This window comes from Rhizobium sp. CFBP 13726, from assembly GCF_014841925.1.
Taxonomy (GTDB): Bacteria; Pseudomonadota; Alphaproteobacteria; order Rhizobiales; family Rhizobiaceae; genus Neorhizobium; species Neorhizobium soli.
Map to the genome: position 1 here is coordinate 855,966 of NZ_JACYUU010000001.1, position 20,696 is coordinate 876,661.

Here is a 20,696-nt window from a genome sequence, read left to right on the forward strand (position 1 = left end):
CTTGGAATTGGGCAGCGGGGTTGACCAGCCTGGAGGGCGGCGGCAAAACTGGCACCATTGTCAACGAAAGTGCATTCCGGACATGTCCCAGAAAGATAAACTGATCGAAGAAGCGGGTCAGAACACGCGCCTTGCGCATATCGGAAACGATCCACGCGCGTATCATGGCTTCGTCAACCCGCCTGTCGTCAAAGGTTCCACGGTCCTTTTCCCGAATGCCGAAGCGATGGAAAAGCGCAGCCAGCCATACACCTATGGAACCCGCGCGACCCCGACGACGGACGCCCTATGCGCTGCGTTCGACCAACTCGAGGGTTCTGCGGGTACGATCCTCGTTCCATCGGGACTGGCTGCGATCTCAATCCCGTTCCTGGCTTACCTGTCATCTGGCGATCACGCGCTGATCGTCGACTCGGTCTACACGCCCTGCCGGACTTTCTGTGACACGATGCTCACGAGACTGGGGATCGACGTCGAGTACTATGATCCGGAGATCGGGGCAGACATCACCAAGCTGATGAGGCCGAACACCAAACTCGTTCATACGGAAGCGCCCGGCTCGAATACGTTCGAGATGCAGGACATCCGCGCAATCACGGACGCTGTGCACGCCTATTCCGCAGACGTCGTGGTGACGCTGGACAACACCTGGGCGACACCGCTTTATTTTCGTCCGCTCGACTTCGGCGCCGACGTTTCGATCCATGCGACCACGAAGTACCCGTCGGGGCATTCGGATATCGTCATGGGTTCGGTGTCGGCCAATGCGAAGCACTTTCCGGCACTTGAGGCGGCGCGGATTGCAATGGGCATCTGCGGTGCGCCGGAAGATTCCTACCTGATCCTGCGTGGCTTGAGAACGATGGGTCTGCGGCTGGACCAGCATCAAAAAAGCGCCCTTGAAATCGCCCAGTGGCTGGAAGGCCGCGACGGCGTTGCGCGCGTCCTGCACCCAGCATTGCCAAGCTTTCCTGGCCACGAGATCTGGAAGCGTGACTTCAAGGGATCGAGCGGGATCTTCTCCTTCGTGCTGCAGGCCGAGCCTGAGAGGGCAAAGGCCAAGGCGCACGCCTTCCTCGATGCCCTGAGCTTTTTCGGCCTCGGTTACTCCTGGGGAGGATACGAAAGCCTTGCTCTGGTCGTAAATCTTTCCGACCGCACCATCCGCAAGCAGCCCACCGAGGGTGCAGTCATCAGGCTTCAGATCGGTCTCGAAGACGTGCCTGATCTCAAGAAAGATCTTGAAGCGGGGTTTGCCGCGACGGCCGCGGTCTGATCGCTCAACCTCGACGCTACTCGGCGTCGAAACCGTAGAGCCAATCCAGATCCGCCGCGAGCGATTGCGGCGGACGCATTGAGAGAACAAAGTTGCGACCGAGCTTCAGCGGGCCGCGCGCATGATAGGCAAAGCGGTTGAATTCCCCGCGTGCTCGCACCTTGGCGACGCGACCGGCCCGTTCGGTCTCGTAGGCTGATAGCGCCTGTGTGAGCGAGGGCAGGGCGGCCACGCGGTTTGCCAGGATGAACGCGTCTTCGATCGCCATCGCCGCGCCTTGGGCCGCAAAGGGCAGCATCGCATGGGCGGCGTCGCCGATCAGAACAAGATCGCGGCCATTGTGCCAACGGCCCGGTGTCACCTGATAGAGCGGCCAGAAGGTCGGCTTGTCGGATGCGGCCAGTGTTTCGGCTATGCTCGGATGCCACCCCTTGAAATGACGCAGCAGCAGGTCTTTCTGGGCGGCGCTCGCTTCCGTATTCCAGCAATTGCCGGTGTTGCCGCCGGACGCGATGGCGACGATGTTGAAACTATCCTTCTCCTTGAGCGGATAGGCCACAATGTGTGCCGAAGGTCCGAGAAATGCACTGACGGCATTCGGCTTCAGCCAGGAAGGTGCCGCGCTCTTTGAAACCATGAAGCGCCAGGCGACACTGTTGGAAAAAACGGCTTCCGGATTTTTGGGAATTGCGGTGCGAATGCCAGACCAGACGCCATCTGCGGCGACGATCAGGTCATGGTGGCGTCCGGAGATCTCCGCAAGTTCGTCTCGAACGGCGCTCCCAATCTTCGAGCCCAGCCGAAGCGTGCAGAGCGGGTTGGCGTTAACGGCGTGGAGAAGCGCGTCTTGCAGCGTTGCCCTATGGAGGACGCCATAGGGCGATCTCCACCGCTCGCGGGCGAACCGGCCGGATGGCACATAGGCCAGCCGATGAAGCGAACGACCCGACACGAGCTGCACTTCATCCGGCTCGGTCCATAACGGTTCCAGATCGCTAAGAATGCCAAGCTTGCTCAGCACGCGCGAAGCGTTCGGCGACAACTGGAGCCCAGCGCCGACTTCCTGAAGGGAAGGCGCCTGCTCGAAGATGTCGCAGGTGATGCCATGGCGGGCAAACGCGAGCGCAGCGGTGAGACCCGCCATGCCCGCACCCACGATCGCTACTGTCTCGACAGCCATTTCTGGCTGCCGATCAGGCGGCCTTGACGTTGAAGACGCAGCCCGGAGGGTCGGTCTGTTCGGCCTTCATGGTAGGGTTGTATTTGTACAGAGTGGAACAGTAGGAGCAGACTTTTTCGACTTCGTCGCCCATGTCGATAAAGATGTGCGGATGATCGTAAGGAACGGATGCACCAGTGCACATGAATTCCTTCACGCCGATCTGGATCGACGGGAAACCGCCGTCGTTCTGGAAATGGGGAATGCTGTGGCCGGCCATGGTCGTCTCCAATGCGTACAATAGGGCACGTCTGATTTGGCGCGGACATTACCGCCGCCGCATTCAAAAGTGTAGTGCAAAAACCGCGATGCGAGGTGTCTTTCAGGGTTCAATCGCAAGCACCGATATCTTATGGTCCGCCGCCAAAACAGGATATCCCAGATGAACCTCAATGCCCCGGCCTTTTCCACCTTCAGCCATGACGGCCTGAGCCTCGCCTATCTGGATGAGGGGGATCCGGCGGGCGATCCTGTCCTGCTCATCCACGGTTTCGCTTCCAGCGCGACCGTGAACTGGGTGCACCCGGGATGGGTAAAGACGCTCGGCGATGCCGGTTACAGGGTGATCGCCATGGACAATCGCGGCCATGGCGGCAGTGACAAGCCGACCGATCCGGACGCCTATCGCCCTTGGGTGATGGCAGCGGATTCGGTTGCTCTGCTCGATCACCTGCGCATCCCGGCAGCGCATCTGTTCGGCTATTCGATGGGCGCGCGTATCTCGGTGTTTGCAGCGCTCAACGATCCGGACAGGGTCCGGTCGCTGGTGCTCGGCGGTCTCGGAATCGGCATGACGGACGGGGTCGGTGACTGGGATCCGATCGCGGATGCGCTCTTGGCGCCCTCGCTTGAGAGCGTCAGCCATGATCGCGGCCGTATGTTCCGCGCCTTTGCCGACCAGACGAAAAGCGACAAGCAGGCACTCGCCGCCTGTATCCGCGGTTCGCGCGATCTGGTCGAACGCAGCGATATGGGCAAGATCGACGTTCCCACGCTGATCGGCGTTGGGACGAAGGACGATATCGCGGGCTCACCGCAGGATCTGGCCGATCTGATGCCGAATGCGACAGCGCTCGATATTCCCGGTCGTGACCACATGCTTGCGGTCGGCGACAGGGTTTTCAAGAAAGCGGTACTGGAGTTTTACGCGGCGCAGGCCTGAGCCCGGCTCAGCCACGGATTGGCAAGACTTCAGGTTTCCTTGAATTAACGATCAACGAAATGCGATTTCGCCGGCGTTGGTGTTGTCGTAAATCTAATCTATATATCGTGGCTTACGCCAAAGAGGAGACGGCCATGGCCGCGAGAACCGAAGTTCGCCAGACCGAGGACATTCGCCAGACCGATAGTGTCGCTAGCGTCGACCCCATATGGGACACGCTGCGGCAGGAAGCACGCGTCGCAATCGACCAGGACCCGTTGCTGGCCGCCTTCCTCTATTCAGCCGTCCTGAACCACCGTTCGCTGGAAGAATGCGTCGTTCATCGGATCTGCGAACGGCTCGATCATCCCGATCTGCAGGCCGTCCTGCTGCGGCAGACATTCATGGAAATGCTGGACGAATGGCCGGATTGGGGTGCTATTCTGCGCGTCGATATCCAGGCCGTCTATGACCGCGACCCTGCCTGCCTGCGTTTCGTCGAGCCAGTCCTCTACTTCAAGGGATTTCACGCCATCCAGACGCATCGCTTGGCGCACTGGCTGTTTTACCGCGGCCGTCGCGACTTCGCGCTCTATCTGCAAAGCCGCGCCTCAAGTGTCTTCCAGACAGACATCAATCCGGCGGCTCAGATCGGTAAGGGGATCTTCCTCGACCACGCGACCGGGCTTGTCGTCGGCGAAACCGCGATCATCGGGGACAATGTCTCCATCCTGCATGGGGTCACTCTCGGTGGCACCGGTAAGGAGGGCGCAGATCGTCACCCAAAGATCGGCAACGGCGTGCTGATCGGCGCAGGCGCAAAGATCCTCGGCAATATCGAGGTTGGTGCCTGCTCGCGTGTGGCGGCGGGCTCCGTCGTCCTCAAAGCTGTTCCGGAGAAATCCACCGTCGCCGGTGTTCCGGCAAAGGTCGTCGGGACCGCGGGTTGCTCCGAGCCGGCACGCCTGATGGACCAGCTTCTGCGCGCCGAGGACTAGTCCGCGCCCGGACCTACTTGTTCTAGGAAAACTCGGGGCAGGGTCGTGCGGTGTAGAGAACGGCGGCTTTACTTTCGCCTTTCTCCCGTGCCAAAAGCGCATCGATTTGATCGCAAAATCTGACGGAGAAGATCGTGAACCCCGACGAAATCAAGAAGATCGACGACTATTTCAAGCGCCTTCTGAACCCCCAGATCGTCGTCAAGGCGCGTCCCCGCAAGAACGATTCTGCCGAAGTCTATCTTGGTGATGAATTTCTCGGCGTCGTCTATCTGGATGACGAAGATGGAGAGCGTTCCTACAATTTCTCCATGGCGATCCTCGACGTCGATCTTTGATCGCAGGATCCGACTGGTTTTCAAGAAAAGTTGTCGAGAGGCCCTCCGTGGGCCTCTTTTGTTTTGGACGTAAGCCTCGAGCATGCAAGTTTCATTAGCATCTACTCTTCGACGGAATTGTGAGCGACAGGCGATCGCCGTTCGCGCGTCGGATCCGTACGCATGAAGCTGCAGCGTCTGAGGCTATGGCCATGATGCCGCCCGCCTTTTGGGTCAGTATGGCGGCAGAATTTGAGTTGCCGAATGTGGTACTTTTGGCTCGTCGCGAGCCCCTCTCGGCGGAATAGTGATTGCACAGCGGGAAAGGGGGCTTAAAATCCTTTCCCAAAGAACTACCTTTAGCAAGACTGAAGTCCTGTCGACCGGTTGTTCGCTATACCGCCGCTGGATGACTAGGGAATGAAAGACGATGATCGCACTGCCGATCTTGATGGAAAATGAAAAGAACGGCGACGGAGACAACGCGGGCCGCGGAACCTCCGTCATCACGCGAACGAAACCGAAAACCAAACGGCCTAACCTGTACCGCGTTCTCCTTCTGAATGACGACTACACGCCAATGGAGTTCGTCATCCATATTCTGGAGCGTTTTTTCCAGAAGGACCGCGATGCGGCAACGATTATCATGCTCCACGTCCATAACCATGGCGTCGGAGAATGCGGAATTTTCACCTATGAAGTAGCGGAAACCAAGGTGTCCCAGGTCATGGACTTCGCCCGGCAACACCAGCATCCGCTGCAATGTGTCATGGAAAAGAAGTGAGGAACCCGACGTGCCAACATTTTCGCCTAGTCTTGAAAAGGCTCTGCACCAGGCACTGACCTTCGCGAACGAGCGGCATCACGAATATGCCACACTCGAACATCTGCTTCTGGCGTTGATCGACGACGCCGATGCGGCGGCGGTCATGGGAGCATGCAGCGTCAACCTGGATACGCTCCGCAAAACCGTGTCTGAATATGTCGACAATGAACTCGCAAACCTGGTGACAGGCTATGACGAGGACTCCAAACCGACATCCGGCTTTCAACGCGTCATCCAGCGCGCTGTGATCCACGTCCAATCCTCCGGTCGTGAAGAAGTGACCGGAGCAAACGTGCTCGTCGCAATCTTCGCAGAACGTGAGAGCCACGCAGCCTTCTTCCTGCAGGAGCAGGAAATGACCCGCTACGACGCGGTCAACTATATCTCTCACGGCATCGGCAAGCGTCCCGGTTCCTCCCAGGCCCGGACCCCGCGTGGTGCTGATGAGCCCGATTCAGACGCCAAGCCTGTTTCGCGCAACGAGGAGGAAGGTCCCGGCAAGAAGCAGCAGGATGCCCTCAAGGCATACTGTGTCAATCTGAACGAAAAGGCCAAGAATGGCCGTATCGATCCATTGATCGGTCGTCATTCCGAGGTCAACCGCACGATCCAGGTCCTGTGCCGCCGCTCCAAGAACAACCCGCTTTACGTGGGCGATCCGGGCGTTGGCAAAACTGCGATCGCCGAGGGACTGGCAAAGCGCATCGTCGAGGGCAAGGTGCCGGAAGCGCTGGCCGATGCCACGATCTTCTCGCTCGATATGGGCACCCTGCTTGCAGGCACCCGCTATCGCGGCGACTTCGAGGAACGTCTGAAGCAGGTCGTCAAGGAACTGGAAGATTTTCCAGGTGCTGTCCTGTTCATCGACGAAATCCACACCGTGATTGGTGCGGGTGCAACGTCGGGCGGTGCCATGGATGCGTCCAACCTGCTGAAGCCGGCTCTGTCCTCTGGCCAGATCCGCTGCATCGGTTCGACGACCTACAAGGAATACCGCCAGTTCTTCGAAAAGGACCGGGCTCTGGTTCGACGCTTCCAGAAAATCGACGTCAATGAGCCGTCGATCGATGATGCGATCGAAATCATGAAGGGCTTGAAGCCGTATTTCGAAGAGTATCACAAGCTGCGCTACACCAACGACGCGATCAAGTCGGCGGTGGAACTGTCAGCACGGTATATCTCCGACCGCAAGCTGCCGGACAAGGCGATCGACGTGATCGACGAGACCGGTGCAGCCCAGATGCTGCTGCCCGCTTCCAAGCGTCGCAAGCTGATCACGGAAAAGGAAATCGAGGCGACAATCGCCACGATGGCCCGCATCCCGGCGAAAACGGTTTCCAAGGATGACGAGATGGTTCTCGCCAACCTCGAGAAGGAACTGCGTTCCGTCGTGTACGGCCAGGACGTCGCGATCGACGCGCTGTCGACGGCGATCAAGCTGGCACGTGCAGGTCTGCGCGAGCCGAACAAGCCGATCGGCTCCTATGTCTTCTCCGGTCCAACCGGCGTCGGCAAGACCGAAGTCGCGAAGCAGCTTGCCGCCTCGCTCGGCGTCGAGATGCTGCGTTTCGACATGTCGGAATATATGGAACGCCACACGGTCTCGCGACTGCTTGGCGCACCTCCCGGCTATGTCGGCTTCGACCAAGGCGGCCTCCTGACCGATGGCGTTGATCAGCACCCGCACAGCGTGGTTCTGCTCGACGAAATCGAGAAGGCGCATCCGGATATCTACAACATCCTGTTGCAGGTGATGGACCATGGATCGCTGACCGATCACAACGGCAAGAAAATCGACTTCCGCAACGTCATCTTGATCATGACGACGAATGCGGGTGCATCCGAGATGGCCAAGTCTGCGATCGGCTTTGGATCATCAAGACGCACCGGCGAAGATGAGGAGGCGATCAATCGCCTGTTCACACCGGAATTCCGCAACCGTCTCGATGCGATCATTCCGTTCGCACCGCTGCCGACCACGGTTATCCACCAGGTCGTCCAGAAGTTCGTGATGCAGCTGGAAAGCCAGCTGTCGGAGCGTAACGTGACGTTCGATCTGCATGAGGACGCGATCGCCTGGCTGGCGGAAAAGGGTTATGACGAGAAGATGGGCGCAAGACCATTGTCTCGCGTGATCCAGGAATACATCAAGAAGCCGCTCGCCAACGAGATCCTTTTTGGCAAGCTTCGCAAGGGTGGCATCGTCCGCGTCACGGCCGGCAAGAAGGAAGATGGCACCGACGGTCTTCTTCTGGAGTCCATTTCGGAAACGGCCCGGGTAAAGCCGAAGCCTGAAGCGGAAGTGGAAGAGGCTGCCGACGAGATCAAGGCCAAGACGACAAAGTCAAAGCCTTCGAAGAAGTCTGCGCCGAAGGCCAAGGACAAGGACGGCGGTTCCGCGAAGGCAAATGTCGTCGACGATGGCGACGTGATTGCCGAGGAAGCCCCGGCAAAGTCCGCGCCCCGCAAGGGTAGCACCGTGCCACGCGTCCCAAAGAGCAAGTAGCGCTCTTTTCCATCCGAGAAATCGATGCCGGGCTTGTCCCGGCATCGTCGTTTTTGTAGGTCCCGTAACGTCAATCATTTACGGGCATGCCAATGACCACCGAAAGCTCCGAGCGCAGCGGCCTTGCGTGGTTTCTTAAGGGCATGCGCGGCATCTTCTCCTTGCCGGCTCTGATCCTGATGACGTCCTATGTCGGTTTCAGCGCCTTTGCGGTCGAAGCCGGCCTGACACGAGGGCAGGCTGTCGCGATGACGCTCGGTATCTGGGCCCTGCCGGCCCAGATGATCCTGGTGGGTTCGATGTTGGGCGGCGCCAACATCGCCGCGTCCTTCCTCGCCGTGACGCTGTCGTCGATCCGGATGATGCCGATGGTGGCGTCGATCATGCCGGAGATGCGCACGAAGAAGACACCGCTGCCGGTTCTCCTGTTTCTCTCTCATTTCATCGCCATCACGTCCTGGGTCTTTGCGAGCCTCAATCTCCGGCATGTGCCGAGAGAGCGCCGGGTTGCCTTCTTTGCAGGTTTTGGCATCACGCTGACCTGCACCAATGCGCTGATCGTCGGCGTCAGCTTTGGTGTCGTGTCTCAGTTTCCGCCTGTTGTGGCGGGTGCCTTGTTCATGCTGACCCCGGTCTATTTCATATCCTCGATCTGGGCGAGTGCAGCGCAGCCGGTCGTCCGGATTGCCTTCGTGATCGGCATCGTCTCAGGACCGGCGCTGGCGCTGGTAGCGCCGCAGTTCGACGTGCTTCTGGCTGGGATCGGCGGTGGCACGGTGGCCTACCTGATCGACCGCTATCGCCGCAAGCGCGGATCTGATCGGGGTGCCGCATGATGTTCGATGGGTACTGGACCTATATCGTCATCGCTGTCGCGGGTTTTCTCGCAACCGATATCTGGCGCTGGCTCGGTGTGATCGCAGGCCACCGGCTGAAAGAGGATTCCGAGACGCTCTACTGGGTGAGGGCGGTTGCCACGGCATTGGTCATGGCAGTGACGGCAAAGCTGATCGTATTCCCGACGGGAACACTGGCGCTCTCGCCCCTCTGGCTCAGGCTTGCGGCGGCTGGTATCGGCTTTGCCGTGTTTCTCCTGACCGGCAAGCGGGTCGCGATCGGCGTGCTGACACCGATCGCCATTCTCGTCGCAGGACTACTCCTGCTTCAACCCTGATCAGAACCCAAGTTCGCCGATGATCTTCTCGGCATTGGCAGCGAGGACTTCCTTGTCCTCCATCTTGCCCGTATGCGGCTTCAACGGCTGATTCTCGTAGCGCGGAATGACGTGGAAATGCAGGTGAAAGACGGTTTGGCCGGCCGGCGCTTCGTTGAACTGCGTGATGGTAATTCCATCAGCATCAAACGCATCCTTGACGGCCCGCGCCAGCTTCTGCACCACCGGAATGACCTTCGAAAGCACGGCCGCATCCGCATCGAGCAAATTGCGTGAGGGCGCTTTCGGAACCACCAAAACGTGACCCGGCGTCTGCGGCATCACATCCATGAAGGCGAGCGTGTCGTCGTCCTCGTAGACGCGGTGGCAGGGAATTTCGCCTTTGAGGATCTTGGCGAAGATGTTGTTCGGATCGTAGTCGTGACCGGTCATCGGTGGCGTCTCCCTGATGGTGCTGCTCAGTCTTGTTCTTGCCGTTCACCCTTGCGGAAAGGGCTATGCTCGGAGAGGTACTCGTTCATGTATTCCACATCCTCCCGCTCTCGCTTCAGGTAGTCAGCAATCGCGCTGCGAAGGCCGGGATGGGCGATGTAATGCATCGAATGGGTGGTGACGGGCAGGTAACCGCGCGCAAGCTTGTGCTCGCCCTGTGCACCCGCCTCGACCCGCTTCAGCCCATGCGCAAGCGCATAGTCGATCGCCTGATGGTAGCACACCTCGAAATGCAGGAAGGGATGGTCTTCGATACAGCCCCAGTGGCGCCCGTAAAGCGCGTCACCGCCGATGAAGTTGATCGCACCGGCGACGTACCGCCCTTCGCGCTTCGCCATGACCAGAAGAATGTCGTCCGCCATGCGTTCGCCGATCAGCGAATAGAAGGCACGGGTAAGGTACGGCCGGCCCCATTTGCGCCCGCCCGTATCCATGTAGAACGTGTAGAACTGGTCCCAGATGTCCTCGGTCAGGTCCTTGCCTGTCAGCCAGTCGATCGTGATACCGTTCTCGAGCGCGGCTCGCCGTTCCTTCTTCAACGCCTTGCGCTTGCGAGACGCGAGCGTTTCCAGAAACGCATCGTGATCGGCATAACCGTCGTTGATGAAGTGGAACTGCTTGTCGGTTCGGTGCAGATATTCAGCGTCTTCGAAAGCGATGACTTCATCATCCGGCACGAAGGTGACATGCGCGGACGATATGCCGAGCTGCCGTGTCACCTCCTGGAGACCTTCCGCGAGCGTGGTCTGCACCATGTCGCGATCATAGCCCGACGCAACGAGAAGGCGCGGACCGGTTGCGGGCGTAAATGGGACCGCACACTGCAGTTTAGGGTAGTAACGGCCGCCGGCGCGCTCGAAGGCGTCGGCCCAGCCATGGTCGAACACGTATTCGCCCTGGCTATGGCTCTTGAGATAGCCCGGCACGGCGCCGATCAGTTGACCCTTGTCATCTTCCAGCAGGAGATGCTGGCCGTGCCAGCCTGTTTTTGCCGTTGCCGAACCGGATTCCTCCAGTGCGGACAGGAAGGCATGTGACAGGAACGGATTGTAGGGAACGGAAGATGTCCCTAAGGGATCGGCCTCCTTGGAGGCGCCGGAAAGCCGCGACCAGCTTTGTGGGCTGATCGCGGCAATGGATTTTTCGATGCGGATTGTCAGGTTGCCGGTCATTGGATCCAATTATGCGGCAGGGTTCTCCCGTGGGTCGAACCCTTCGAAGGTCATCTGCTTTGCATATTTATAGGTATGTTCGACGGCCTTTGCATCCCTCACCGTCCAGGTAATGATCGGAATTCCGGCATCAGCCTGCGCAGTGACGAATGAGTTGGGCAGATGCGCCCAGTGATAGGAGATGAAATCGAGGCCGAGCTGCATCGCTTCGTCGTGATTGAAGAACTCCTCCGGCTTTGAGCCTTCGGCGGTGAGGCCCAGCGGGTAGGGCGCCTCGGCCTGCTTCAGTGCACGCAGGATGTGGTAGTCGAAGCTCATCAGGGCAACCTTGCCCTCATACCCTTCCAATACGTCGAGAACGTCGTCAACGAAGCCGTCGTCCTCATCCGCTTGGCGACCCTTGATCTCGATGACAAGAGGAACGCGACCGGCGACAAGCGTGAGCATCTGCTTGAGCGTCGGTATCTTGTCCGCGGTGCCACCAATCGAAAGCATTCCGAGTTCTGCCGCGGTCCGTTCGCGAACGTCGCCCTTGATGCCGCAAAGGCGCTCCAGCTTGTTGTCGTGGAACACGACCGGGACGCTGTCTGCGGACAGCTGTATGTCGCACTCGATCGCGAAACCCGCATCAATGGCCCGGGAAAACGCTGACAGCGTATTTTCCCAAACCGTCTTGTTCATGTCGTGATAGCCGCGATGCGCGACCGGAACGTCCTTGATCCAGTCTGCAGATGTCATGCGGAGATCTCGATGATAGCCTCGATCTCGACCGCGGCGTTAAGTGGAAGTGCTGCCATGCCGACGGCAGCGCGGGCGTGCTTGCCGGCTTCCCCGAGCACGTTCGCAATGAGGTTCGAAGCGCCATTGGTGACGATATGCTGTTCCGTGAAGCCCGGTGCAGACGCAACGAAGCTCGACAGCTTGACGACGCGCTTGATCCTGGTGAGATCTCCGCCAAGAGCAGCCTTCGCCTGCGACAGAATGTTGATGGCGCAGAGTTCCGCGGCACGCTGCGCTGCCGGGACGTCGACATCGGCACCGACCAGGCCGCTGACGGCTATCTTGCCGTTTTCGGTGGGCAGCTGACCGGAGATATAGAGCATGTTGCCGCTGATCACGTAGGACACGTAATTGGCGGCGGGCGCTGCTGCCTCAGGCAGAACGATGTCCAGTTCCTGCAGGCGCGTCTCGATCGGGTTCGACATTTCGGTCTCCGGTTTTATTGTAAATTGCCCAAAAATCCTGCATCAAGGTCATAACCTCGGCTGATGGCGTTCTTACAACATCATGCATTGAGTCCAATAGGAGAATGTGAATGCTGCGCACGAGCCTTGGGATGTTCCTTGCCGGCGTGATGAGCGTGCCAGCGGCCTCCGCTGCCCCGATGAGCGCCGATACGGCGGCCCGCCTGCTCATTCCGCATCGCGCCGTCTACGACCTGAAACTCAAGGATGCGTCCGAGCGGTCCGGAATCGAAGGGATGGTCGGACGAATGGTCTACGAGTTTACCGGCTCGGCCTGCACGGGGTTCACGACCAACTTCCGTCTCGTCACAAAGATAGATACTGGCGAGCAAACCCGCGTCAGCGACCAACAGACCAACACGTTCGAGGATGTATCGGCGCAGCAGTTTCACTTCGAGACCAAGTCGTTTACCGACGAACAGTTGGACAAGGAGGTCGCCGGTGACGCGACGACCGGCGAAACCGGCGTCAAAGTGGACCTGACCGGTCCCGAGGGGCGCGAAGTCGACCTTCCAGCCAGCGCGTTCCCTACCAATCACATGCTTGAAGTGATCAAGAATGCGAAGGATGGCAACCGGTTTTTCGAGGCACGCGTGTTCGACGGTTCTGAGGATGGCGACAAGTCGCTTCTGACCACGACAGTCATTGGAAAGCAGCAGGACCCGCAGAAGGAAGATCTTGATGCAGCCAAAGCCGGCGAGTTCTCCAAGGCCGCGTATTGGCCTGTGACCATTGCCTATTTCAACGAGGCAGCCGCGGGCGATCCGACGCCCGTCTACAACATGTCGTTCAAGCTCTATGAGAACGGCATCACGCGCGACCTGACCATGGACTACGGCGACTTCGTGCTGAGCGGAAGCCTGAGCAAGCTTGAGCTTTTGCAAAAGAGCGACTGCCAGGCAGATCAACGACCCGTTACCAAGTGACGACGGGGTGAATTTGCTGCCGTCCTTCTCTATATAAGCGGTAGTTGAGTATGCACGTCCACCGAGGCGTGGAGAGGAGCGGTGTCTATGAGTTCGATTGGTACCATTCTTTCTGTCGCGATCCTGACAGGAGCCGCCGCGCTGACACTCGCGCCGACGACGGTCTCGGCGCAGGAGTGCCGTACCGATCCCTATCCCGGGATCAACTGGTCGAGTTGCGCCAAGCGCAATCTGATGCTGAGCGGATCCGATTTCTCCAAGGGTAGTCTTGCGGAGGCGGACTTAAGCTTTACCGATCTGCGCGATTCGAATTTTGCCGGTACCAATCTCACCAAGGCGAAGCTCATCCGCACCTGGATGGCAGGCAGCAACGCCGAGGGGGCGAATTTTTCAAAGGTCGAAGCATATCGGTCCGACTTCCAGAAAGTACGCGCCAACGACGCGAATTTCACGAGCGCGGAGTTGGAGAGGTCCAATTTCTCGAAAGCGGAGTTGAACAACGCACGCTTCGAGAAAGCCGAACTCGGCAGGTCGAACTTCGACGGGGCCGTCCTGACCGGCGCAAGTTTCGCCTTCGCAAACCTGGCACGCGCCGACCTGACGAAGGCCGAATTCAAAGGTCCCCTCAATTTCCAGAGCGCCTTCTTCTTTCTGACGCGCATCGAAGGAGTGGACCTGTCGTCTTCGATCGGGCTCGATCAGCACCAGCTGAACGTGGCCTGCGGCGACCGGCGCACGAAACTGCCGGCCGGCCTGACACTGCCGGAAAGCTGGCCCTGCGGCGACCGCGAAATGGACTAGGGCTTCGGCCAGTCCCGCTCTTCCCAAAGACGGGCAGCGTCGAAAAACGCTTGCCTTTGTGGCCGATGCCTAGTATGGGCACCGGCATTCCACACGCAAGGCATGGGATGGTCCGGGAGAAATCCGGTCCGTTCCGCCCGGTGGCAGCCTCGACGAGGTTGCTGTTCGTCTTGCGGAGGTTCAACCGGAAAAGGATAACTAGGCATGGCATTGCCCGATTTCTCTATGCGCCAGCTTCTCGAAGCAGGCACCCACTTCGGCCACCAGACACACCGCTGGAACCCGAAGATGAAGCCGTACATCTTCGGCGATCGTAACAACATCCACATCATCGATCTGGCTCAGACCGTTCCGATGCTGTCGCGCGCCCTTCAGGTCGTGTCCGACACCGTTGCTCGTGGCGGCCGCGTTCTGTTCGTTGGCACCAAGCGTCAGGCTTCCGAGCTTATCGCTGACTCCGCCAAGCGTTCGGCGCAGTACTACGTCAACTCCCGCTGGCTCGGCGGCATGATGACCAACTGGAAGACCATTTCGAACTCGATCGCCCGTCTGCGCAAGCTCGACGAGATCCTGAACTCGGAAGCTTCCGGCTACTCCAAGAAGGAGCGTCTGAACCTCGAGCGCGAACGCGAAAAGCTGGACAAGGCTCTTGGCGGTATCCGTGACATGGGCGGCGTTCCGGACCTGATGTTCATCATCGACACCAACAAGGAAAAGATCGCGATCGATGAAGCAAAGCGCCTGGGCATCCCGGTCGTCGCCATCATCGACTCGAACTGCGATCCGGACCTGATCGACTTCCCGATCCCTGGCAACGACGACGCTTCGCGCGCCATCGCTCTCTACTGCGACCTGATGGCACGCGCTGCCATCGACGGCATTGCCCGTCAGCAGGGCGCTTCGGGCCGTGACCTCGGCGCGATGATGGAGGCTCCTGAAGAGCCTGCTCTCGAAGCTGAAGGCGCAGCCGAAACGGAAGCTCAGGCTTAATTGTCTGAGTCTGGAGCGTTCTGAGACGCTCCGTCTTTTCGAATTCGACCAAGGCCAGAGATATCAATCCCTGGCCTTGGTCGTTTAAGACGATACGTCGCCGTCTACCGTCAGGTGGACGTGGAGACGGTCGCAACCGTGATGGCTTCATCACGATGTCATATTTCCGGGTACATTCGTCCCAATCTTTGGTATCGCCGACGGTTTTCCGGCGACACGCAACTTGAACCGACAAGAGGCACGAAAATGGCTGAAATCACCGCTGCACTGGTGAAGGAACTGCGCGAAAAGTCCGGCGCGGGCATGATGGATTGCAAGCGCGCGCTTGCCGAAAACAACGGCGACATCGAAGCTGCGATCGACTGGCTGCGCGCCAAGGGTATCGCCAAGGCTGACAAGAAGTCCGGCCGCACCGCAGCCGAAGGCCTGATCGGCGTCGCCTCCAACGGCACGTCCGCTGTCGTTGTCGAAGTGAACTCCGAAACCGACTTCGTAGCGCGCAACGATGCGTTCCAGACCATGGTTCGCGGCATTGCCGATGTTGCCCTGACCACCGACGGTACCGTCGACGGCGTCAGCGCAGCAATCTATCCGGCTACCGGCAAGACGGTCTCCGACACGATCAAGGATACGATTGCCACGATCGGCGAGAACATGAACCTGCGCCGCTCCGCGCTTCTGTCCGTCGAGGACGGCGTTGTTGCGACTTACATCCACAACGCAGCGGCTGACCGTCTCGGCAAGCTCGGCGTTCTCGTTGCCCTGAAGTCGACCGGCAACAAGGAAGCGCTGAACGCCATTGGCCGCCAGGTTGCCATGCACATCGCAGCCACCAACCCGCTCGCCATCCGTTCGGAAGAAGTCGATGCCGCTGTCGCCGAGCGCGAGCGCAACGTCTTCATCGAACAGGCCCGCGAATCCGGCAAGCCGGAAGCCATCATCGAAAAGATGGTCGACGGCCGCATGCGCAAGTTCTTCGAGGAAGTTGCTCTTCTGTCGCAGGCTTTCGTCATCAACCCTGACCTCACCGTCGGTGACGCCGTCAAGGCTGCCGAAAAGGAAGTCGGCGCGCCGATCGAAGTCACCGGCATGGCGCGTCTTCTCCTCGGTGAAGGCGTCGAAAAGGAAGAAAGCGATTTCGCAGCAGAAGTTGCAGCAGTCGCGAAGGGCTGATTGCTGCCTTCACGCGCATCGCAAGGCGCTGTAGTCGTTGAAAACCTGAAGGGCACCGGTGACAAGCCGGTGCCCTTCGTGTATCCGCATCCCGTTTGATCACTCCGTCCGTTTCGCTTTCAAGGAGCCACCATGTCGCAACCGATCTACAAGCGTGTTCTGCTCAAGGCCTCCGGTGAAGCACTGATGGGAAGTCAGGGCTTCGGTATCGACGTTGAAGTTGCAGACCGGATCGCATCGGATATTGCGGATGCCTGCGCCATGGGCGTCGAAGTCGGTGTCGTCGTCGGCGGCGGCAACATTTTTCGTGGCGTGGCCGTAGCTTCCAAGGGTGGCGACCGGGTGACCGGCGACCACATGGGCATGCTCGGCACCGTCATCAACGCACTGGCGCTCGCAACCTCGCTGCGCAAGCTCGACATCGAGACGGTCGTCCTGTCGGCTGTCGCCATGCCGGAGATCTGCGAAAGCTTCTCGCAGCGTCGCACGCTGCATCATATGGCGCAGGGCCGTGTGGTGATCTTTGCCGGCGGTACCGGCAACCCGTTCTTCACCACCGATTCTGCTGCGGCGCTGCGTGCTGCCGAGATCGGCGCAGAAGCGATATTCAAGGGCACGCAGGTCGACGGCATCTATTCCGCAGACCCGAAGAAGGACCCGACCGCGACCCGGTTCGAAACGCTCACCCACAGTGAAGTGCTCGACAAGGGTCTTGCCGTCATGGACGTCGCAGCCGTTGCGCTGGCGCGTGAAAATTCCATTCCGATCGTCGTCTTCTCGATCCACGAGAAGGGCGGTTTCGCACAAATCTTGACCGGCGGCGGTCGCAAGACCATCGTATCCGACAACTGACACGCGGTTCGTTGCCAAGAACCGACCGCCAAGAACAATAGGGAGTTCCTGCTGATGAGTGGAGTAGATCTCAACGACATCAAGCGCCGTATGGACGGCGCGATCACGGCCTTCAAGAGCGACATCTCATCGCTGCGCACGGGCCGTGCTTCCGCAAACATCCTCGACCCTGTCACGGTCGAAGCCTATGGTTCGCGCGTGCCGCTCAACCAGGTTGCAAACGTGACGGTTCCCGAGCCGCGCATGCTGGGCGTCTCGATCTGGGACAAGTCAATGGTGGGTGCCGTCGATCGTGCAATCCGCGAATCGAATCTCGGCCTCAACCCGATCGTCGATGGCCAGAACCTGCGTATTCCTCTGCCGGAGCTCAACGAAGAGCGCCGCAAGTCGCTGGTGAAGCTTGCCCACGAATACGGCGAAAAAGCCAAGGTTGCGGCTCGACATGTCCGTCGTGACGGCATGGACGGGCTCAAGAAGGCTGAGAAGGACGGTTCCATCGGCCAGGACGAAAGTCGCGCCCAGTCGGAAAAAGTGCAGAAGATGACGGATGACACGATTTCCGAAGTCGACCGCTTGCTTGCCGACAAGGAAAAGGAAATCATGCAGGTATAACCTGCTCCGCGACGCCGCAACGTTGCGGCTGCGAAAGGAACGGCATCGATTATGGCGACCCCCGAACTTGCGATCATCCCTCGGCATGTCGCCATCATCATGGATGGCAACGGACGGTGGGCCAACAAGCGTGGGCTTCCCCGTACCGTTGGCCACAGCAAAGGGATGGAAGCCGTTCGCGAAACGGTGAAGGCGGCAGGCGAGGCGGGTGTGGAGTATCTCACCCTGTTCGCCTTTTCGTCGGAGAACTGGAGCCGTCCGGAAGCCGAGGTGAACGACCTGATGGGGCTTCTACGCCGCTTCATCCGCCGCGACCTCGCCGAACTGCATCATTCCAATGTTCGCATCCGCATCATTGGCGACCGCGTCAAGCTGCGCGGCGATCTTCTGCCTCTGCTTCTGGAGGCCGAGGAGACGACGCGCAACAACACGGCGCTGACACTTGTGATCGCGTTCAATTATGGCTCGCGTGACGAGATCGTCCGTGCGACGGTGAGCCTGGCAAAGGACGTGCGCGCAGGCCTTCTCGATCCAGAGGCGATCGATGCGGCGATGATTTGCGGGCGTCTGGACACCGCCGATATTCCAGACCCGGACCTGATCATCCGCACCAGCGGCGAAGAAAGGCTTTCGAACTTCCTGCTTTGGCAGGCAGCCTATTCGGAGTTCCTGTTCATTCCCGAATACTGGCCGGATTTCGACAAGCAGCTCTTCTTCCAGGCCCTCAAGGTCTACGCCTCTCGCGACCGCCGGTTCGGCGCCGTGTCGGCCACTCCCACCGCGGTCGTCGGCTGATGTCGGGAGAATTGAAGAAGCGTCTTCTGTCGGCAATCGTGCTTGCCATCGTGGTCCTGGCCGCGACCTGGGCAGGTGGTCTCCCATTCCGGGCCGTCGCAGCCGTGATCGGCGTACTCGTCTATTACGAATGGTCCACGATCACTCGATTGAAGGACGTGGATTTCCAGGGCAACGCCTTCGGTTGGCTGATTGTCGTCCTTATCGCGTTGAATGTTCTCGGCGGTGACGACCAGATGTCGATGCCGCTCCTTGGCGGCGGCGTGATAACAGCCATGCTGTTTGTCGTTCTGCGAAAGCGTAGCTGGTGGCTGCCATCAGGCATCCTCTACGCAGGCTTGAGTACGATCGCCATTGCCGCGATCCGGGGTGAGAACCAGATCGGCCTGATGGCGATGCTGTTTCTGTTCGCCGTCGTCTGGTCCACGGACATTCTCGCCTATTTCATCGGCCGCAAACTGAAGGGGCCGAAACTCGCGCCACGAATCTCGCCCGGCAAGACATGGTCCGGAGCGATCGGCGGTACCGTTTCCGCCGTCATCGCGGGATCTGCGCTGAGTGGTGTTGTGTTCTCGGACTTCTCGCTGTGGACGGCGTTCATGGCGCTCATCCTGTCTGTCGCGAGCCAGATCGGCGATCTCTTCGAATCCTTCATCAAGCGCCGATTCGGCGTGAAGGATTCCAGTCATCTCATCCCCGGCCACGGTGGTGTGATGGATCGCGTCGACGGTCTCGTTTTTGCCTGTTTCGCGGCGTTTCTTCTCACACTTGCGCACGCCGCCTGGACAAGCCATGTTGACGCAAGCGTCGCGGCCTATCTTTTCGGCCTCTGATAAATGTCGGTCCTTGCGACCGCTGGAAACCGGAAACTGAAATGGCCATCCTGACCTTCGTTACGGGTTACATCATCCCCTTCATCCTCGTCCTGTCGCTGCTCGTCTTCGTGCACGAAATGGGCCACTATCTTGTCGGCCGCTGGTGCGGCATCCGCTCGACTGCGTTTTCCGTCGGCTTCGGACCGGAACTGATCGGGTTTACGGACAAACGCGGCACACGCTGGAAGATCTCTGCGATTCCGCTTGGTGGGTATGTGAAATTCTTTGGCGACGACGATGTCGCGAGCATGCCCGATGCCAAAAGCGTCTCGCATATGACCGAGGCGGACAAGGCTCACACGCTGGCCGGGGCCAAGCTGTGGAAACGCGCGGCGACCGTGGCTGCCGGACCGATTGCCAATTTCATTCTGGCGATCGCGATCTTCGCCGTCCTGTTCAGCGTTTACGGAAAGGTCATCGCCGATCCCGTCGTCGCCGAAGTGAGGCCTGACAGCGCCGCTGCAGAAGCCGGTGTGCAGACGGGGGACCGTCTGGTCGCGCTCGATGGCAGTCGCATCAAGACGTTCGACGACGTCCGCCGCTATGTCAGCGTGCGTCCGGAAACCCCGATCACCGTCACCGTTGAACGCAACGGGCAGGACATCGACCTGCCTATGGTGCCAAAGCGCAGTGAGATCACCGACCAGTTCGGCAACAAGGTCGAGCTCGGCCTGATCGGCATCGTCACCAACGAACAGCTGGGCAATTTCAGGACCGAAACCTTCTCGCCCCTCGAGGCAGTGGCGGAAGGGGTCAAGGAAACCGGAAATATCGTCACCGGCACATTCCGCTACATCGGCAACCTCGTGACGGGTCGCATGAAGGCTGATCAGCTGGGCGGTCCTGTCAGGGTCGCGCAGGCATCTGGCCAGATGGCGAGCCTCGGCTTTGCCGCCGTTGTTCAGCTGGCAGCCGTACTGTCAGTTTCCATTGGATTGTTGAACCTGATGCCGGTTCCTGTTCTGGACGGAGGGCATCTGGTATTTTATGCAATCGAGGCCATCAGAGGCAAGCCGCTGGGGTCTGGTGCTCAGGAGATCGCATTCCGGATCGGACTGGCCATGGTGCTCAGCCTGATGGTGTTTGCGACATTCAACGACATTAGTAATCTCATCGGTTAACCCCGTGAGATCGTTGAAATAACCCTTTATTTACCATGTTTGCATGTGGTGCGTGGCGATATGGCCACGCATCGAAAGGAAGTAAATAGAAATTAACGCGATATCTTGCTTGTAGGGCAAAAGCAGGTAAAACGACACACGTGGCCGGAGTCGGGTTCACCCGCCAAGGGACAACGGGAAAAGGTA

Annotated in this window: 23 protein-coding genes; 17 read left to right on the forward strand and 6 right to left on the reverse strand. The window is 59.3% G+C overall.

The window, feature by feature from the left end; all coding sequences use genetic code 11:
* Positions 1-82: 82 nt before the first annotated feature.
* Positions 83-1,276: a cystathionine beta-lyase gene (locus IFT66_RS04220; RefSeq protein WP_192076831.1), complete on the forward strand. Its 1,194-nt coding sequence runs from the start codon at positions 83-85 to the stop codon at positions 1,274-1,276.
* A gap of 16 nt (positions 1,277-1,292) precedes the next feature.
* Here the strand turns inward: IFT66_RS04220 and IFT66_RS04225 are convergent, their stop codons facing one another.
* Together IFT66_RS04225 and IFT66_RS04230 are read right to left on the reverse strand one after the other, a co-directional pair.
* The gene (locus IFT66_RS04225; protein ID WP_062457365.1) at positions 1,293-2,456 is read right to left on the reverse strand and encodes an FAD-dependent monooxygenase; all 1,164 of its coding nucleotides are present in this window, start codon (positions 2,454-2,456) and stop codon (positions 1,293-1,295) included.
* 13 nt (positions 2,457-2,469) lie between these two features.
* Complete coding sequence (locus IFT66_RS04230; RefSeq protein ID WP_192076832.1) at positions 2,470-2,715, reverse strand: zinc-finger domain-containing protein; 246 nt, start codon at positions 2,713-2,715, stop codon at positions 2,470-2,472.
* Positions 2,716-2,877: 162 nt separating this feature from the next.
* Between IFT66_RS04230 and IFT66_RS04235 the strand changes: the two genes are divergently transcribed.
* The 7 genes from IFT66_RS04235 (at position 2,878) to IFT66_RS04265 (ending at position 9,457) form a co-directional block, all read left to right on the forward strand.
* Positions 2,878-3,657, forward strand: coding sequence for an alpha/beta fold hydrolase (locus IFT66_RS04235; RefSeq protein ID WP_192076833.1), 780 nt, complete (start codon positions 2,878-2,880; stop codon positions 3,655-3,657).
* Between the two features lie 134 nt (positions 3,658-3,791).
* A complete protein-coding gene (gene cysE, locus IFT66_RS04240) occupies positions 3,792-4,634 on the forward strand; it encodes a serine O-acetyltransferase (RefSeq protein WP_192076834.1) in 843 nt (280 codons plus the stop codon).
* A 134-nt stretch (positions 4,635-4,768) separates the two neighbouring features.
* Positions 4,769-4,972, forward strand: a complete 204-nt coding sequence (locus tag IFT66_RS04245) for a DUF3126 family protein (RefSeq protein ID WP_062457352.1) — start codon at positions 4,769-4,771, stop codon at positions 4,970-4,972.
* A gap of 409 nt (positions 4,973-5,381) precedes the next feature.
* A complete protein-coding gene (gene clpS / locus IFT66_RS04250) occupies positions 5,382-5,735 on the forward strand; it encodes an ATP-dependent Clp protease adapter ClpS (protein WP_062457349.1) in 354 nt (117 codons plus the stop codon).
* A 10-nt stretch (positions 5,736-5,745) separates the two neighbouring features.
* Complete coding sequence (gene clpA, locus IFT66_RS04255) at positions 5,746-8,283, forward strand: ATP-dependent Clp protease ATP-binding subunit ClpA (protein ID WP_062580404.1); 2,538 nt, start codon at positions 5,746-5,748, stop codon at positions 8,281-8,283.
* Positions 8,284-8,375: 92 nt separating this feature from the next.
* On the forward strand, positions 8,376-9,119 hold the full coding sequence (locus tag IFT66_RS04260) for an AzlC family ABC transporter permease (protein ID WP_092662170.1): 744 nt from the start codon (positions 8,376-8,378) through the stop codon (positions 9,117-9,119).
* Complete coding sequence (locus IFT66_RS04265; RefSeq protein ID WP_062457341.1) at positions 9,116-9,457, forward strand: AzlD domain-containing protein; 342 nt, start codon at positions 9,116-9,118, stop codon at positions 9,455-9,457. The genes IFT66_RS04260 and IFT66_RS04265 overlap by 4 nt, the downstream gene beginning before the upstream one ends.
* Here IFT66_RS04265 and IFT66_RS04270 read toward each other — a convergent pair whose 3' ends face one another.
* From IFT66_RS04270 to IFT66_RS04285, 4 genes are read right to left on the reverse strand one after another with little or no spacing between them, the layout of a single operon-like run.
* Positions 9,458-9,889 carry an HIT family protein gene (locus tag IFT66_RS04270; protein WP_062580407.1) on the reverse strand — a complete coding sequence of 144 codons (432 nt, stop codon included), beginning with the start codon at positions 9,887-9,889 and terminating at the stop codon, positions 9,458-9,460.
* A 26-nt stretch (positions 9,890-9,915) separates the two neighbouring features.
* Positions 9,916-11,121 (reverse strand): GNAT family N-acetyltransferase, encoded by a 1,206-nt coding sequence (locus IFT66_RS04275; protein ID WP_092662173.1) that lies wholly within the window; start codon positions 11,119-11,121, stop codon positions 9,916-9,918.
* Positions 11,122-11,130: 9 nt separating this feature from the next.
* A complete protein-coding gene (locus tag IFT66_RS04280; protein ID WP_113110937.1) occupies positions 11,131-11,859 on the reverse strand; it encodes a glycerophosphodiester phosphodiesterase in 729 nt (242 codons plus the stop codon).
* Complete coding sequence (locus IFT66_RS04285; protein ID WP_062457326.1) at positions 11,856-12,326, reverse strand: RidA family protein; 471 nt, start codon at positions 12,324-12,326, stop codon at positions 11,856-11,858. The genes IFT66_RS04280 and IFT66_RS04285 overlap by 4 nt, the downstream gene beginning before the upstream one ends.
* A gap of 110 nt (positions 12,327-12,436) precedes the next feature.
* On the opposite strand from IFT66_RS04285, the gene IFT66_RS04290 reads away from it, so the two are divergent.
* From IFT66_RS04290 to rseP, 9 genes are all read left to right on the forward strand, one after another.
* On the forward strand, positions 12,437-13,291 hold the full coding sequence (locus tag IFT66_RS04290) for a cell envelope integrity EipB family protein (RefSeq protein WP_113167532.1): 855 nt from the start codon (positions 12,437-12,439) through the stop codon (positions 13,289-13,291).
* Between the two features lie 87 nt (positions 13,292-13,378).
* Positions 13,379-14,092 carry a pentapeptide repeat-containing protein gene (locus IFT66_RS04295; RefSeq protein WP_082476302.1) on the forward strand — a complete coding sequence of 238 codons (714 nt, stop codon included), beginning with the start codon at positions 13,379-13,381 and terminating at the stop codon, positions 14,090-14,092.
* 204 nt (positions 14,093-14,296) lie between these two features.
* Positions 14,297-15,082, forward strand: a complete 786-nt coding sequence (gene rpsB, locus IFT66_RS04300; protein WP_062457320.1) for a 30S ribosomal protein S2 — start codon at positions 14,297-14,299, stop codon at positions 15,080-15,082.
* Positions 15,083-15,328: 246 nt separating this feature from the next.
* Positions 15,329-16,255: a translation elongation factor Ts gene (tsf, locus tag IFT66_RS04305; protein WP_062580415.1), complete on the forward strand. Its 927-nt coding sequence runs from the start codon at positions 15,329-15,331 to the stop codon at positions 16,253-16,255.
* 132 nt (positions 16,256-16,387) lie between these two features.
* Positions 16,388-17,107 (forward strand): UMP kinase, encoded by a 720-nt coding sequence (gene pyrH / locus IFT66_RS04310; RefSeq protein ID WP_062580417.1) that lies wholly within the window; start codon positions 16,388-16,390, stop codon positions 17,105-17,107.
* A 54-nt stretch (positions 17,108-17,161) separates the two neighbouring features.
* Positions 17,162-17,719 carry a ribosome recycling factor gene (gene frr, locus IFT66_RS04315; protein WP_062457309.1) on the forward strand — a complete coding sequence of 186 codons (558 nt, stop codon included), beginning with the start codon at positions 17,162-17,164 and terminating at the stop codon, positions 17,717-17,719.
* A gap of 51 nt (positions 17,720-17,770) precedes the next feature.
* Positions 17,771-18,514, forward strand: a complete 744-nt coding sequence (locus IFT66_RS04320) for an isoprenyl transferase (protein WP_062457306.1) — start codon at positions 17,771-17,773, stop codon at positions 18,512-18,514.
* The gene (locus tag IFT66_RS04325) at positions 18,514-19,347 is read left to right on the forward strand and encodes a phosphatidate cytidylyltransferase (RefSeq protein WP_192076835.1); all 834 of its coding nucleotides are present in this window, start codon (positions 18,514-18,516) and stop codon (positions 19,345-19,347) included. The genes IFT66_RS04320 and IFT66_RS04325 overlap by 1 nt, the downstream gene beginning before the upstream one ends.
* Before the next feature lie 41 nt (positions 19,348-19,388).
* The gene (rseP, locus tag IFT66_RS04330) at positions 19,389-20,510 is read left to right on the forward strand and encodes an RIP metalloprotease RseP (RefSeq protein WP_062457300.1); all 1,122 of its coding nucleotides are present in this window, start codon (positions 19,389-19,391) and stop codon (positions 20,508-20,510) included.
* The last annotated feature ends 186 nt before the right edge of the window (positions 20,511-20,696 follow it).